Below are 12,507 nucleotides of genomic sequence, written 5' to 3'. Positions count from 1 at the left end.
AAGGTGAGAGGTGTGGCGGAGGAGCGGGCGACTCAGGGAGCGAGGTCGCCACGTTCGGTGTCAGCGCCGTAGAGCGGCAGCTTGAAGTCCGGCACGAACTTCAACGTAGCAGCTACCGTGGAGATCGTGACAGGTGAGGACGTGCTCGACATCCTGGCGGCGCTCGACGGCTTCGACGTCTGCGTCGGCGGCGGCTGGGGCATCGACGCGCTGGTGGGCAGACAGACACGTCCGCACGGCGACCTCGACCTCATGCACCGCGAGGAGCAGGAACCGCAAGTCCTCCAAGCCCTGGTGGCGCGCGGGTTCACGGAAACGCTGTCGTGGCGGCCGGTGCGATTCGTGCTCACAGACCAGAACGGCCGCGAGATCGACCTGCACCCGTTGCGCTACAAGGAGGACGGCAGCGCCGAGCAGTCCTCGCTGACGCCCGGCGAACCGTTCCGCTACCCGGCGTCGTGCTTCGTCACCGGCACTGTCCTCGGAACGACCGTGCCGTGCCTGTCGGCCGAGCAGCAGCTGTTCTTCCACCAGGGCTACGAGCCGCGCGAACGAGACCTGCACGATCTGGCCCTGCTGCGCGTCTTGGCGCGATAAACCGGTTGGCAGCCTGGCTAGCGTGGGACGGGTGAAGGGATTCAACCCGAGTTTCGGCCCTGAATCGGCAAGCACCTACGACAACGAGCCCCGCGGGGACGAGGCCGACACCGTGCGGTTCCTCGCGGCGTTCGGCAAGTCCGCGCTGGAGTTCGCGATCGGCACCGGCCGCATCGCGTTGCCGCTCAGAGAATCCGGTGTCGAGGTGGACGGCATCGAGCTGTCGCCCGACATGGTGGCGCGCATGCGGGAGAAGCCAGGCGGCCCGGACGTCGACGTGACGATGGGCGACATGTCCAGAGTCGGCACCGCTCGCACCTATCCGCTGGTGTACCTGGTCTACAACACGATCACGAACCTGCTCACCCAGGACGACCAGGTCCGCTGCTTCGAGAACGCGGCACGCCACCTCACCGCGGACGGCGTGTTCGTGATCGAGTGCGGCCTGCCCAGCTGGGTGGCGCGCCCGCGTCACCAGTTCATCGACGTGGAGGCCGTCGAGGTCGACCACGTCCGGCTGGACGTCAATCGCTTCGACCCGGTCACCCAGATCCTCGACGAGAACCACGTGCGCATCAGCGGGGACGGCATCCGGTTCGGACCGATCAAGACCCGGCAGGCCTACCCCTCCGAGTTCGATCTCATGGCGCGCATCGCGGGGCTGCGGCTGCGCGAGCGGCACGGCGGCTGGAACGGCGAGCCGTTCGTCGCGGCCAGCACGCGGCACGTGAGCGTGTACGAACGGGCCGCGTAACGTTCTTGGCCGGCAACCGAGTTCCTCTGTGTCCACTCAGGCGGCACAGAGGAGGCGACGATGATCGCAGTCGTTCCGGTGCGGTACGCGGCCGCGGACAGCGTCTGGTCGCGCGAACAGTTCGAGAACTGGATGCGGCCGGGCATCGACCACGGCCTGGGTGACTTCTGGTGGCGGTCGACCCGCGGGCTCTTCGACGTGAGCAGCCAGGTGTACGACCCGGTGGAGATCCCCAACCCGGTTCCGGTGTCCGACAACGCCAAGCGGGCGAGCCTGCACGAGGCCGTGGTGAAGGCCGCCACGCAGGTCGACTGGGCGCACACGGACGTCCTGCTGATCTGGCTCGCGCAGCCGACCGGCTGGTGGGGCGGCGGCGAGGTGGACGTGCCCGTTCCCGGTGGCACGAAACGGATCCGGGTGACCGTGGTCGACTCGATCACCCCGTTCGACGCGGCGTGCCAGGAACTCGGCCACGGCTACGGGCTCCAGCACGAGGTCGACGCCCAGGGAAGGGAGTACGCCTCGCCGTACTCCGCGATGAGCGCCCGCGGCTACGGCCCGACGGCGCCGGGCCCGCAGAGCTGGGTCCGCGGTGCGACGGCGAAGCTGCCCGACGGTGGCCCGAACATGCAGTCGCCCCACGTGGGCGTGCCGGCCAACCGCATCGTCGGACCGCTGGTACCGGGTGCGCACCTGTACTCCGACCAGCGGTTCCGCGACAGCTCGTCGGTCTTGAAGGTCCGCGGCCTGCCGGTGACGACACGGCTGTACACACCCGACTACCGGTCGCAGGGCTCGGGCAAACCCGTGCTGATCGCCGTGCCGTCCCAGCGCCGCGACGGGCGGACGTTCCTCGTGGAGCTGCGCCTCGCGACGCCTGACTCCTACGACCAGGCGATCGGGGTCGAGGGACTGACCGTGCACTCGCTCAACCCCGACGGCCTGGTGCGGTACGACGGCGTGGCCGCCCTGTCGCTCACCGACTGGGCCTGCCCCGCCGGCGACTTCTCGTTGCGACGCAGCACCGTGGGCACGGACTTCGTCGACGTGGAGGTGCGCGCGGGGTCGGTGATCTCGTTCCCGATCCGGGGAGTGCTGCTGGCAGGCGGATTCCGCACGCAGCACCAGCTCAACACCATGACGCACGACGACATGCGCAACACGTTGATCGTCGTGATGTCCTCGCTGAGCAAGCAGAGCGACTACCAGCGCTACGACAACGACACCCTCGCCGGCATGGGTGCCGCGATGGTCTTCCTTCGCCGCAACGGATTGCGCGACGACGCGGCGCTCAGGGCGATGTCGGCCGACGACCAGCGCAACGTGATGATCGTCGAGCTCGGCGCGCAGACCGGTGCGGGACAGGCGTTGCAGGGGTTCACGAACCTGCAGCTGACCCAGATCGCGCTGGGCAGCGACCTCGCCACCCGCGGCAGACGGCCGGGTTCGACGCCCTTCTACGGCCGCGGGGTGCTGTTGGCGGGCAGGTTCCGCAGCCAGCACCAGCTCAACACCATGTCCCGCGACGACATGCGGAACACGTTGATCGTCGTGATGTCCTCGCTGAGCAACCAGAAGAACTACCAGGCCTACAGCGACGCGGACCTGGCCGGCGTCGGCGCGGTCATGGTGTTCCTGCGGGAGACCGGGATCCGCGACGACGCGGCGCTCAAGAAGATGTCGGCCGACGACCAGCGCAACGTGGCGATCGTCGAACTGGCCGCGCAGACCGGGCGCAACCTGCAGGGGCTGAGCAACCTCGACCTCGCGCTGACCGCGTTAGGAGTTGAACGCTTCTAGGGCTTCGGCCTTGATCTGGTCGAACTGGGCGGCCATCGCGGCGGACAGGGCCTGGGCACCGGACAGCGGGCGCACCATGACGGTGAACTCGTCGATCAGGCCGTCCTCGTTCAGATGCAGGAAGTCGCAGCCCTGGATCTCCTTGCCGCCCACTTCGGTCCGGAACACCAGCGCGTGGTTCTGGCCGTCGATGATCTCGCGCTCGTAGCGGAAGTTCTCGAACACCCGCATCACGCCGCGCAGGATCGCGGCGGTGAGCGGCTTGCCGGGGTACGGCGCGAACGCCACAGGGCTGGTGAACACGACGTTGTCGGCCAGGCACGCCGCCATCGCCTCGGTGTCGCGTGCCTCGACCGCCTTGCGGAATGCGTTCACGGGAACCCTCGCATACTCAACTTGTTGACTAGGTCGATGCACCGTAACCTGGGATGATGTCGCTGCGCAATGCCGTGATGGCCGCCCTGCTCGACGGGGAGTCGTCCGGCTACGACCTGGCCAAGGCGTTCGACGCGTCCGTGGCGAACTTCTGGATCTGCACGCCGCAGCAGCTCTACCGGGAGCTCGACCGGATGGAGACCGACGGGCTGATCGAGGCGAGAACGGTCGAGCAGGAACGCCGGCCGAACAAGCGCCTGTTCTCGTTGACGCCGAAAGGACGCGACGAGCTGACGAGGTTCACGTCCGCGCAGCACAAGCCGACCGCGATCCGGGACGAGTTGCTGGTCGCGGTGCTGGCGGCGGACTCCGGTGACGTCGAGGCGGTGAAAGCCTCGATCCGCGAACGCAGGCAGTGGGCCGAGGCGAAGATCCAGCGCTACGAACGGCTGCGGGCCAAGTTGCTCGACGGCCGCACCGAAGACGAGTTCCTCGAGACCGCCGAACGGGTCGGGCCGTACCTGACCTTGTTGCGCGGCTTGTCCTTCGAGCGGGACAACGTGCGGTGGTGTGCCAGGAGCCTCACCGTGCTGGAGCGGCGTGGTGCACGGCTCGACGCGTCCACGTGAGGTTGAATCGGGTTCATGAACGGCATTTCGGTCTTGCAGGAGGCACTCAGCGCGCCCGCGGCAGAGGCGCGTCACCGGTTCGCGGGGCGGCTCAACGGCTACCTCGACGGATCCGACGTCGTGCACGCCGTGCGGTTGCAGGGCTGGCTCGGCCTCGAGGTGCCCGGCCCCGGCTGCCACGTCGGCACGGGCAGCTGGGACTTCACCCGGTTCAAGGCGACGACCTCACCGGTGACGTGCGGGCGGTGCCGCAGTGCGGGCCTGCTCACCAGCTCGTTCACCGGCGGCCCGCACCAGCAGACGCTGGATCTCGAAGGGATCTAGAGCACGGAACGGTTGCGCAGTCCCATCCCGGTCAGCGCGGCCATGCCGAGGCGTTCGTAGTACGGCCGCAGCGCCTCGTCGCACGTGAGGTCCACCGAGTACAGGTGCGCGGCCTCGGCCACGATCCGGCGCATCAGCTCGGTGCCGATGCCCTGGCCCTGGAACGACGGCCGCACCTCCAGCCACGGGATGAACGCCGTCAGCACGCCGTCGCTGATCATGTTCACGAAGCCGGCGACCTCGTCCTGTGAGCGCGCGATCACCACGCGGTAGCTCCCGTGCAGCACGGCGAGGTGCTGGGCGGGCGACGGCGGGGTGGGCCAGCCCACGAAGAAGCCGGCGAGATCGGCCTCGGTCAGGCCGCTGAGATCGGTGCTGTACGAAATCACCCGCGCATTGAACCAAGTTCTCACATATTGCGTAGGGGTGGTTTCGACCAATTCGGCCGCTAAGCTGCTGGTCGTGACCCTGCCGACTGCTCCGCTGCGCCGTGCGCGCTGTGCTGCCGTCGGCATCGTCAACGGCACGCTCGCGGTACTCGCGCACTCCAGCGCGGACGGTCAGTTACCCGACGCGGGACTGCTCTTCTCGCTGGTCGCGCTGCTGACGTGGGCGACGACCGGGTTCGCCCGGCACGAGCTGACCTGGCAGCGACTGCTCCTGCTGATCGGCGGCGGGCAGCTCGCGATGCACGTCCTGGTGTCGCTCGCCGCGTTCCGGCACGCGCACGAGGCCGAGCCGTCGCGCATGATCGCCTCGCACGTCGTGGCCACGGCACTGACGGTCGTCGTGCTGGCCGCGGCCGAACGCTCGATCCTCACGCTCGTCCGCGCGGTCAAGGCGACTCTGCCCCGCAGGCTCGCCGCTCTGCCCGCCACCGCTCCCCTGGTCGTCGCCACGCCCTCGCTCGCGCCGACCGCGATCGTCTTCCTGGACGTGCTGTCGTGGCGCGGTCCTCCGGCTGAACAGGTCTGAATCCCCTTCACAGGGCCGCTCCCCGAGCGGTCCTGCCCCTGTTCACGCCCATCCAGGAGCGCCATGACCACCACAGCCGCTCCGTCACGCACATCGTTCGCGTGGCGGGGACTCTTCCTGCGCCTGCACTTCTACGCCGGCGTGCTCGTCGGCCCGTTCGTCCTGATCGCCGCGCTGACCGGCGTGCTGTACGCCCTGACACCACAACTGGAGTCGTGGGTCTACTCCGACCAGCTCAGCGTTCCCGCCTCCGCGCAACAACTCCCGCTGTCCAAGCAGGTCGACGCCGCGCTCGCGACCTCACCCCAGGGCGAACTCGTCGCCGTCCGGCCGGCTCCGGAACCCGGTGCCACGACGAGGGTCCTGTTCTCCGAGAAGGGTCTGGGCGAGTCCGAACGCCGTGCGGTCTTCGTCGATCCCGGCACCGGACGCGTGACGGGCGATCTCGTCGTCTACGGGTCGAGCGGCGTGCTACCTCTGCGCACGACGCTCGATCAGTTGCACCGCAACCTGATGCTCGGCGAACCCGGCCGCCTCTACAGCGAACTCGCCGCCTCCTGGCTGTGGGTCGTCGCGCTGGGCGGGCTGGTCCTGTGGATCTCCCGGGCACGCAACAGCAAGCGCATCAAGACGCACGGGCTGATCGGCGTCTGGGTGCTGGCCGGCGCGTTGTTCCTGTCCGCCACGGGTCTCACGTGGTCTGCCTACGCCGGTGAGAACGTCGCCATGCTGCGCACGGCCATCGGCTGGTCCACGCCGACGTTGCAGATGCCCGGCGCCGGCGAGAGCCACGGCGACCACGGTTCGAGCACCTCGTCCGCCGGTGGTCACAGTGAGATCGACACCGTGCTCGGTGCCGCGAAGACCTCGGGCATCGACGCGAAGTCGATCGAGATCAGCCTGCCCGCGGAGTCCGGCGGCGCCTGGAAGGTGGCCGAGATCGAGAAGGGCCTGCCCAGCCAGGGCGACTCCGTCGCGGTGCACGGCGGCGAGGTGGTCAGTTCGCTCAGGTTCGCCGACTTCCCGCTGGGCGCGAAGCTCACGAGGTGGGGCATCGACGCGCACATGGGCGTGCTGTTCGGATGGCCCAACCAGCTCCTGCTGCTGCTCGTCGGCGGCGGGCTGGTCGCGTTGGTCGTGCTCGGCTACCGCATGTGGTGGAAGCGCAGGCCCACCAGCGGGTTCGGCCGTCCGACGCCGCGCGGCCAGTGGCGCAAGGCCTCGCCCGGCGCGTTGATCGGGCTCGGCCTCGCGACGCTGCTCGTCGGGTGGTTCGTGCCGTTGCTCGGGGTCAGTCTGGTGGTCTTCCTGGCCGTCGACGTGCTGCTCGGCAGGAGGGCCAAAGCGACGACCTCCTGACCGTCCATTGTGGACAAGGCTTGCCTGATCTGGACATTTACGGCATATTAATGGCCAGGTGAGCCGGGAAGTCTGGTCGGCCCGCACGTCACACGAGGTGGCGGCGGAGAGCTGACGAGGGGTGCCCGAATGACTCTCATTCCCCACGCCATCCCCCTGATCAACGATCCTCAGGTCGTGCACGCGCTGGCCTCGCGCTGGCGCCGCACGAGGACGTTGCTCCTGCTCTCCGCCGGTGTCCTGCCGGTCGCCATCGGCATCGTCTGCATCGTGCTCGCCGGGATGACCTCGGCCGGGCAGCGGATCATGCCGTGGTGGTCGGCGATTCCGGCCGTCGCGGCGGCGGCGTGCGCGTGGGCGCTGCTGACCTGGTTGCGGCGCAACGGGTTGAGCGACCCGCACTCGTGGCTGCCCGCCACCACCCTGATGACGTCGGCGCAGCTCGTGCTCGGCGTCCTGCCGGGCTCGGGCATCGCGTTGCGGCTCAGTCCGGGCGCGGCGCTCGCGGTGAAGGCGTTGTGCGCGGCCGGAGTGCTCGGCGCCGGGTCCGCCAGCGCGCTCGCCCGGCTGGCCCATCGTTCGCTGCTCTCCTCCCCTGTTCTCGAACTCGGCTCGACCGCGTTCCCGCTCGTGCTGGTCGGCGACGGGGCACGCGTGATGATCGGCACCGACCGCGTCGACTGGACCACCCGGCACGGTTCCCGCGTCGACGCCGGGGTCTCGTTCGCCCGCATCCTCCGCGTGACAGCGCAGGCGAACGCCATCGCGCTGCACACGGCGTCCGGCTCGTGGACGATCCCCGTGGCCGACCCGGCGACCGCGCAGGCGTTGCTGCGCCGCCGGATCACGTGGTGGGAGGAGCGCCGCGACGCCACCGCCGAACGCGAGCAGCGCCGCTACCTCGACCTGGTCGGGTTGCTCGCGGCGGTCAGCGGCGAGGCCACCCGCGGCGGCATCAGCGTCACCGTCGACTCGAACGGCCTCACGACGGGCATCTTGCTGAGCCCCGAGGTCCGCGAACTCGAACCGGAAGTGCTCGCCGCGCAACTGATGGCGTGCGTCCAGAAGGCGCGGGCGGACGCGCGCAAACAGGTGCAGGACCTGGTCATCGAGCACTCCGACGACCACATGGTGAAAGCCAGCCACTAGTCGCTTGTCCCGCCCCCGCCGCCCTGCCTACGTTCGGCCTGGGAACTTCGGAGATGGGGGACGACTTGCGCAGACGTGACTTCTTCGCGGCGGCGGCCGGGGTGGCCGCCGTGGTGGCCAATCCCGCGAGCGCACTGGCGGCCACGGAGCAACGGCCGGGTGCCTCGCACGTGCCGGACCTCAACCTCGGCGATTTCCCCGTCGTGGCAAGGGTTCGGGCCCGCAACGCACTCGAACACCTCAAGGTGCTCAGCGACAAGATCGGTCCGCGCATCGGCGGCACCGCGTCCGAGCACCGGGCGCGCGACTACCTCGTCCGCGAGCTCAAGGCGTTGCGGTACCAGGTGACGACGCAGCCGTTCACCGTGCCGGACAAGTACCTCGCCGACGTCAACGGCCAGTGGCAGGCGGGCGCCTCCCGGTTCGGCAGTCTCGGCGTCACGGTCAAGGCGCCGTTCGTCGAGGTCGTCGACGGCCAGTTGCCGGATCTGACCGGCAAGATCGCGTTCTACGTCAACGCTCCGGCCGGATCCGCGCCCACGCACGCGGCGATCGAACGCGGCGCGGTGGCGGTGGTCCTCGGCCGGATCTCCGCGACGGCGAGCAAGTCCAGCGCCTTCTCCCCCGCGCTCGACCGCGACGTCGCCGTGCCTGTGGTCGGCCTCGCCCAGGTGCACACCGAGAAGCTGCGCGCCCAGGGCTCCGGCGAGCTGACGATCAGCACCGTCCACCACCCGAACCTCACGTCCTACAACGTGATCGCGGACCGGCCGTCGACGTTCCCGTGGCGGGACAACGGGGTCGTGATGGTCACCGCGCACTACGACACCGTGCCGGGCTCGCCGGGCGCCAACGACGACGGCAGCGGCACGGTCCTGTGCCTGGAGCTGGCGCGCGTTCTGCGTTACCTGCCAACGAACACGGCGCTGCGATTCGCGCTGTGGGGTTCGGAGGAGCAGGGACTGCTCGGGTCACGGCACTACGTCTCGCAGCTCCCGCCGGAGGAGATCGCCAGGATCAAGGGCGTGTTCCAGAACGACATGGTCGCCACCAGCCACGACCCGGCGACGGCCTACTGGCTGCTGTCCGTGGACGGCGCCGACAACGCGACGACGGCCAACGTTCGCGCTGCGGCCGGGCGGCTCGGCTACGACCCGCGGGTGCACGGACCGGTGGCGCGCGGGTCGAGCGACCACGTGCCGTTCCACGAGAAGGGTCTGGCGTCGGCGAACTTCAGCTGGCGCGGCGAGGGCGGGCCGGCGCAGCTGGAGCCGATCTACCACACGCCGGAGGACACGATCCGCGCCAACATCAGCCTGGAACGGTTGCAGGTGTCGCTGGAGCTGATCGGGGCGGCGGCCTACAAGCTCGCTAGTCAGCGGTGACGACGAGCTCGGCGAGCGTTCGTTCGCGCAGCCACGTGACGAACTCGTCCGCCGGCAACGGTTTGCTCAGGCAGTAGCCCTGCACGATGTCGCAGCCCAGGGCGGCGAGGACGGCCCAGGTCTCCTCGTCCTCGACGCCCTCGGCCACGACCTCCAGCTCCAGGTTGTGCGCGAGACCGAGCAACGAGCGGGTGATCGCGCCGCTGGACGCGTCCGTGCGCATGTTCGTGGTGAACGAGCGGTCGATCTTCATCTCGTGCACCGGCATCGTGCGCAGGTAGGCGATGGACGAGTAGCCGGTGCCGAAGTCGTCGATGGACAGCCGCACGCCCAGTTCCCGCAGGCGGGTCAGCACGTCGGTCGCGCGGTGCGGGTCGGCGATGATCGCGCTTTCGGTGATCTCCAGCGTGAGCACGGCGGCGTCGAGGCCGTGGTGCTTGAGCGCGGCGGCGACCTGTTCGGGGAACGTCATGTCGTGCAGGCACTGCGCGCCCACGTTGACCGAGATCGGCACGTCCCAACCGGCGAGGTGCCAGGCCTGGCACTGGGCCAGCGCGTGGTCGAGCACGTACTGCGTGAGCGGTTCGATCAGGCCGGTCTCCTCGGCGGCCGGGATGAACCTGTCCGGGCCCAGCAGGCCGTGGGCCGGGTGCTGCCAGCGGCACAGGACCTCGGCACCGCAGACCTCGCCGCTGCGCAGGTCGGCTTTCGGCTGGTAGTGCAGGACGAGCTCGCACTGGTCGAGGGCGCGGCGCAGGTCGCTGATCACGGTGAGCTGGGCGGCGTGGTGCTCGTCGAGGCCCGGCTCGTAGACGGACGTGCCGAGGCGGCCCCGCTTGGCCGCGTACATCGCGATGTCGGCGTGCTTGAGCAGTTCATGCGCGTCGGCGGAGTCCGTCGGGTACAGCGCGATGCCAATACTGCACCCGACGTCGACCGAAAGTCCTTCCAGGTCAACGGCTTCGTCCAGCGCGCGGTGCACGCGTTCGGCGACGATCAGCGCGTTGTCGGACGTGCTCACCGACGGCAGCAGGACCGCGAACTCGTCGCCGCCCAGCCTGGCCACGGTGTCGACGTCGCGGACGGCACCGGTCAGCCTGTTGGCGACCAGCTGCAGCAGCTTGTCGCCGAACGCGTGGCCGAGGGTGTCGTTGATCGGCTTGAAGCGGTTGAGGTCGATCAGGAACAGGCCGAGCGGGTCGCCCGTCTGGTTGCTGCGGCGGATCGCCTGCGCGGTGCGCTGGGTCAGCAGCGTGCGGTTGGCCAGGCCGGTCAACGCGTCGTGCATCGCCTCGTGCTCGCTCCTGGCGGCCTGGCGGAGGATCTTGCGGCGGTGGCCGAGCAGCACGAGGCCGCACAGCCCCACCAGTCCCAAGTCGATGAGGAACGCGACGAGGGCGGCGATGCGGAGGTTGCCGTTCTGCATTTCCGCGGCACGCAGGTAGTCGGTCGTCTCCAGGCGTTTGAGCTGCACGACCGTGGAGAGCTGTTTGCGCAACGACGCCAGCGTCAGCTCGGCCTGGTCCGCCTTCTGCAACGCGGCCGTGGTGTCACCGCGATCGCCCTCCGCGACCGTCTCGCGCAGCAGTCCGCTGTAGTCGCCGTAGAGGTCGCCGACGATCCTGGCCGCGCGGACGTCGGCCGGCGCGCCGTGGTCGCGCAGCCAGCGCAGGCTCTCGTCAGCGGCTCCGGCGGCGGTCGCGACGGGCTGACTCATCACCGGCGTGCCGGATCTGAGGTAGTCGGTGAGGGCGTGGTCGGCGACGTCGACGTTCTGCACGACCAGACCCCAGCGGTCGCTGGTCTCGTTCAGCTCGTGCAGGTGCGTGGCGGCGCGCTGCATGCTGAGGTTCGTCCACAGCGCGAGGCCCGCCAGCGTGGCGAGGCCGATCGTCAGGCTGACGACGGTCGTCTGCACGGTCGTGCGAGTCTCGACCCAGTTGGACAGCATCTACAAAAGCCTCACGTCGCGTCCTTGCGAAGGTGCTATTGGTACGCAGCCAAAGGATCGCACGCAAGCCGACACCTCGTGCCGCCGTGCACTAGCCTTCTCGCCTTCTACCGGCCGACTGACAGGACGTCCCCGTGGTTCGCCTCACCCACATCGCTCTACCTGCTGTTTTACTGCTGACGGCAGGGGTGGGCGGATGCGGTGGGGAGCAGACGTCCGATGACCCGCCCACGATCGGATTCGTGTCGCAGAACACCAGCCGCGACTTCTCCAGGGAGATGAGCGAGGGTTTCCGGGCGGGCGCGACCATCGCCGGCGGGGTCAGGACCGAGACGACCGGACCGGACACGCACGACGGTCTCAAGCAGGCCGAACTGCTCCGCGGCCTCGCCACGCGGGCCAAGGGCGGGATCGGGGTGTCCGCGGTGGCGCCCGAACTGGTCGCCGAGCCGATGGCGCAGGTGATCGGCGAGGGAATCCCCCTGATCGCGGTCGCGGGAGGCCAGGTCGCGCCCGGCAGCGGGGCGAAGCTGATGATCGAGAACGACAACTACGAGCTCGGTCGCCGGCTCGCCGACGCGACAGCCGAGCGGTTGCCGCCGGACAGCACGGGCAAGATCGTCATCGGCAGCAACTCCCCCGCGATGCCCGCACTGGACCTGCGGGCGCTGGGCCTGCGCGAACGGCTCGCGGAGCGGTTGCCGAAGGTCCAGGTCATCGGCCCGCTCGACACCGGCCGCGACCAGCCGGCGAACCTCGCCACGTGGCAACGGCTGGCCAACTCCAACTCCGACGCCATCGCGTTGCTGGGCGCGGGTGACGTGGACGCGATCAACCTCGCCGCCGTGCACGCGGAGAAGGACGCGAAGTGGCTGGCCGCGGCGTTCAGCCTGGACCCGAAGGCGTTGCAGGGCGTCAAGGACGGGCACCTGTTCGCCACGGTGTCGGCCGAGCACTTCCTGAAGGGCGCGGTGGGCGGGTGGCTGCTCGCGAAGCACGCCACCCAGGGCAGGGCACTGCCGGAGGGCTGGCTCGTCGCACCGGGACTGCTCGTGCAGGCGTCCAACGTGGACGAGATCATCCGCCGCCAGTCGAGCGAGTCGAACCGGCTGGACGCCGCACGGCCGCAGCTCGACGAGCTGACCACCGCGCCGGACAAGCACCTGCGTCCACTCGACCAGACGCGCTGAGCCGGGCGGCGCAACTCCC

At 69.5% G+C, this 12,507-nt stretch carries 13 protein-coding genes; 10 read left to right on the top strand and 3 right to left on the bottom strand.

The window, feature by feature from the left end:
• The first annotated feature begins 117 nt into the window (after window positions 1-117).
• The 3 genes from ACIQF0_RS32215 to ACIQF0_RS32205 are packed head-to-tail and all read left to right on the top strand — an operon-like array spanning window position 118 to window position 3,151.
• A complete protein-coding gene (locus tag ACIQF0_RS32215) occupies window positions 118-597 on the top strand; it encodes a nucleotidyltransferase domain-containing protein (RefSeq protein WP_401035723.1) in 480 nt (159 codons plus the stop codon).
• Between the two features lie 31 nt (window positions 598-628).
• Complete coding sequence (locus ACIQF0_RS32210) at window positions 629-1,351, top strand: class I SAM-dependent DNA methyltransferase (protein ID WP_401035721.1); 723 nt, start codon at window positions 629-631, stop codon at window positions 1,349-1,351.
• Between the two features lie 60 nt (window positions 1,352-1,411).
• The gene (locus tag ACIQF0_RS32205) at window positions 1,412-3,151 is read left to right on the top strand and encodes a hypothetical protein (protein WP_401035718.1); all 1,740 of its coding nucleotides are present in this window, start codon (window positions 1,412-1,414) and stop codon (window positions 3,149-3,151) included.
• On the opposite strand, the gene ACIQF0_RS32200 is transcribed toward ACIQF0_RS32205, so the two are convergent.
• Window positions 3,131-3,526: a nuclear transport factor 2 family protein gene (locus ACIQF0_RS32200; RefSeq protein ID WP_401035715.1), complete on the bottom strand. Its 396-nt coding sequence runs from the start codon at window positions 3,524-3,526 to the stop codon at window positions 3,131-3,133. The genes ACIQF0_RS32205 and ACIQF0_RS32200 overlap by 21 nt on opposite strands.
• Window positions 3,527-3,582: 56 nt before the next feature.
• Here ACIQF0_RS32200 and ACIQF0_RS32195 point away from each other — a divergent pair, with 56 nt between their 5' ends.
• Window positions 3,583-4,155 (top strand): PadR family transcriptional regulator, encoded by a 573-nt coding sequence (locus tag ACIQF0_RS32195; RefSeq protein WP_401035712.1) that lies wholly within the window; start codon window positions 3,583-3,585, stop codon window positions 4,153-4,155.
• Between the two features lie 15 nt (window positions 4,156-4,170).
• Window positions 4,171-4,479: a hypothetical protein gene (locus tag ACIQF0_RS32190; RefSeq protein ID WP_319981020.1), complete on the top strand. Its 309-nt coding sequence runs from the start codon at window positions 4,171-4,173 to the stop codon at window positions 4,477-4,479.
• Here the strand turns inward: ACIQF0_RS32190 and ACIQF0_RS32185 are convergent.
• Window positions 4,476-4,868 carry a GNAT family N-acetyltransferase gene (locus tag ACIQF0_RS32185; protein ID WP_401035708.1) on the bottom strand — a complete coding sequence of 131 codons (393 nt, stop codon included), beginning with the start codon at window positions 4,866-4,868 and terminating at the stop codon, window positions 4,476-4,478. The two genes, ACIQF0_RS32190 and ACIQF0_RS32185, sit on opposite strands and share 4 nt — an antisense overlap.
• 73 nt (window positions 4,869-4,941) lie before the next feature.
• On the opposite strand from ACIQF0_RS32185, the gene ACIQF0_RS32180 reads away from it, so the two are divergent.
• The 4 genes from ACIQF0_RS32180 to ACIQF0_RS32165 all read left to right on the top strand — a co-directional run bounded on the left by ACIQF0_RS32180 (window position 4,942) and on the right by ACIQF0_RS32165 (window position 9,347).
• Complete coding sequence (locus tag ACIQF0_RS32180; RefSeq protein WP_401035705.1) at window positions 4,942-5,454, top strand: hypothetical protein; 513 nt, start codon at window positions 4,942-4,944, stop codon at window positions 5,452-5,454.
• A gap of 63 nt (window positions 5,455-5,517) precedes the next feature.
• Complete coding sequence (locus ACIQF0_RS32175; protein ID WP_401035703.1) at window positions 5,518-6,813, top strand: PepSY-associated TM helix domain-containing protein; 1,296 nt, start codon at window positions 5,518-5,520, stop codon at window positions 6,811-6,813.
• Between the two features lie 129 nt (window positions 6,814-6,942).
• Window positions 6,943-7,962, top strand: a complete 1,020-nt coding sequence (locus tag ACIQF0_RS32170; RefSeq protein ID WP_401035701.1) for a YbaB/EbfC family nucleoid-associated protein — start codon at window positions 6,943-6,945, stop codon at window positions 7,960-7,962.
• A gap of 53 nt (window positions 7,963-8,015) precedes the next feature.
• Window positions 8,016-9,347, top strand: a complete 1,332-nt coding sequence (locus tag ACIQF0_RS32165) for a M28 family peptidase (RefSeq protein ID WP_401035699.1) — start codon at window positions 8,016-8,018, stop codon at window positions 9,345-9,347.
• On the opposite strand, the gene ACIQF0_RS32160 is transcribed toward ACIQF0_RS32165, so the two are convergent.
• Window positions 9,334-11,298: a putative bifunctional diguanylate cyclase/phosphodiesterase gene (locus ACIQF0_RS32160; protein WP_401035696.1), complete on the bottom strand. Its 1,965-nt coding sequence runs from the start codon at window positions 11,296-11,298 to the stop codon at window positions 9,334-9,336. The two genes, ACIQF0_RS32165 and ACIQF0_RS32160, sit on opposite strands and share 14 nt — an antisense overlap.
• Window positions 11,299-11,540: 242 nt before the next feature.
• Between ACIQF0_RS32160 and ACIQF0_RS32155 the strand changes: the two genes are divergently transcribed.
• Window positions 11,541-12,488: a substrate-binding domain-containing protein gene (locus tag ACIQF0_RS32155; RefSeq protein ID WP_401035694.1), complete on the top strand. Its 948-nt coding sequence runs from the start codon at window positions 11,541-11,543 to the stop codon at window positions 12,486-12,488.
• Window positions 12,489-12,507 lie beyond the last annotated feature (19 nt).

This window comes from Lentzea sp. NPDC092896 (assembly GCF_044754905.1).
In the GTDB taxonomy this organism is placed as follows: Bacteria; Actinomycetota; Actinomycetes; order Mycobacteriales; family Pseudonocardiaceae; genus Lentzea.
The sequence above is the reverse complement of the archived record's forward strand: the minus strand, read 5'-3'. Positions and strand labels throughout refer to the sequence as shown.

Excerpts from the sequence above, each read along its gene's own strand:
- ACIQF0_RS32175 (WP_401035703.1), top strand. The coding sequence starts at position 5,518 with ATGACCACCACAGCCGCTCCGTCACGCACATCGTTCGCGTGGCGGGGA.
- ACIQF0_RS32165 (WP_401035699.1), top strand. The coding sequence starts at position 8,016 with ATGGGGGACGACTTGCGCAGACGTGACTTCTTCGCGGCGGCGGCCGGG.
- ACIQF0_RS32205 (WP_401035718.1), top strand. The coding sequence starts at position 1,412 with ATGATCGCAGTCGTTCCGGTGCGGTACGCGGCCGCGGACAGCGTCTGG.
- ACIQF0_RS32195 (WP_401035712.1), top strand. The coding sequence starts at position 3,583 with ATGTCGCTGCGCAATGCCGTGATGGCCGCCCTGCTCGACGGGGAGTCG.
- ACIQF0_RS32170 (WP_401035701.1), top strand. The coding sequence starts at position 6,943 with ATGACTCTCATTCCCCACGCCATCCCCCTGATCAACGATCCTCAGGTC.
- ACIQF0_RS32190 (WP_319981020.1), top strand. The coding sequence starts at position 4,171 with ATGAACGGCATTTCGGTCTTGCAGGAGGCACTCAGCGCGCCCGCGGCA.
- ACIQF0_RS32160 (WP_401035696.1), bottom strand. The coding sequence starts at position 11,298 with ATGCTGTCCAACTGGGTCGAGACTCGCACGACCGTGCAGACGACCGTC.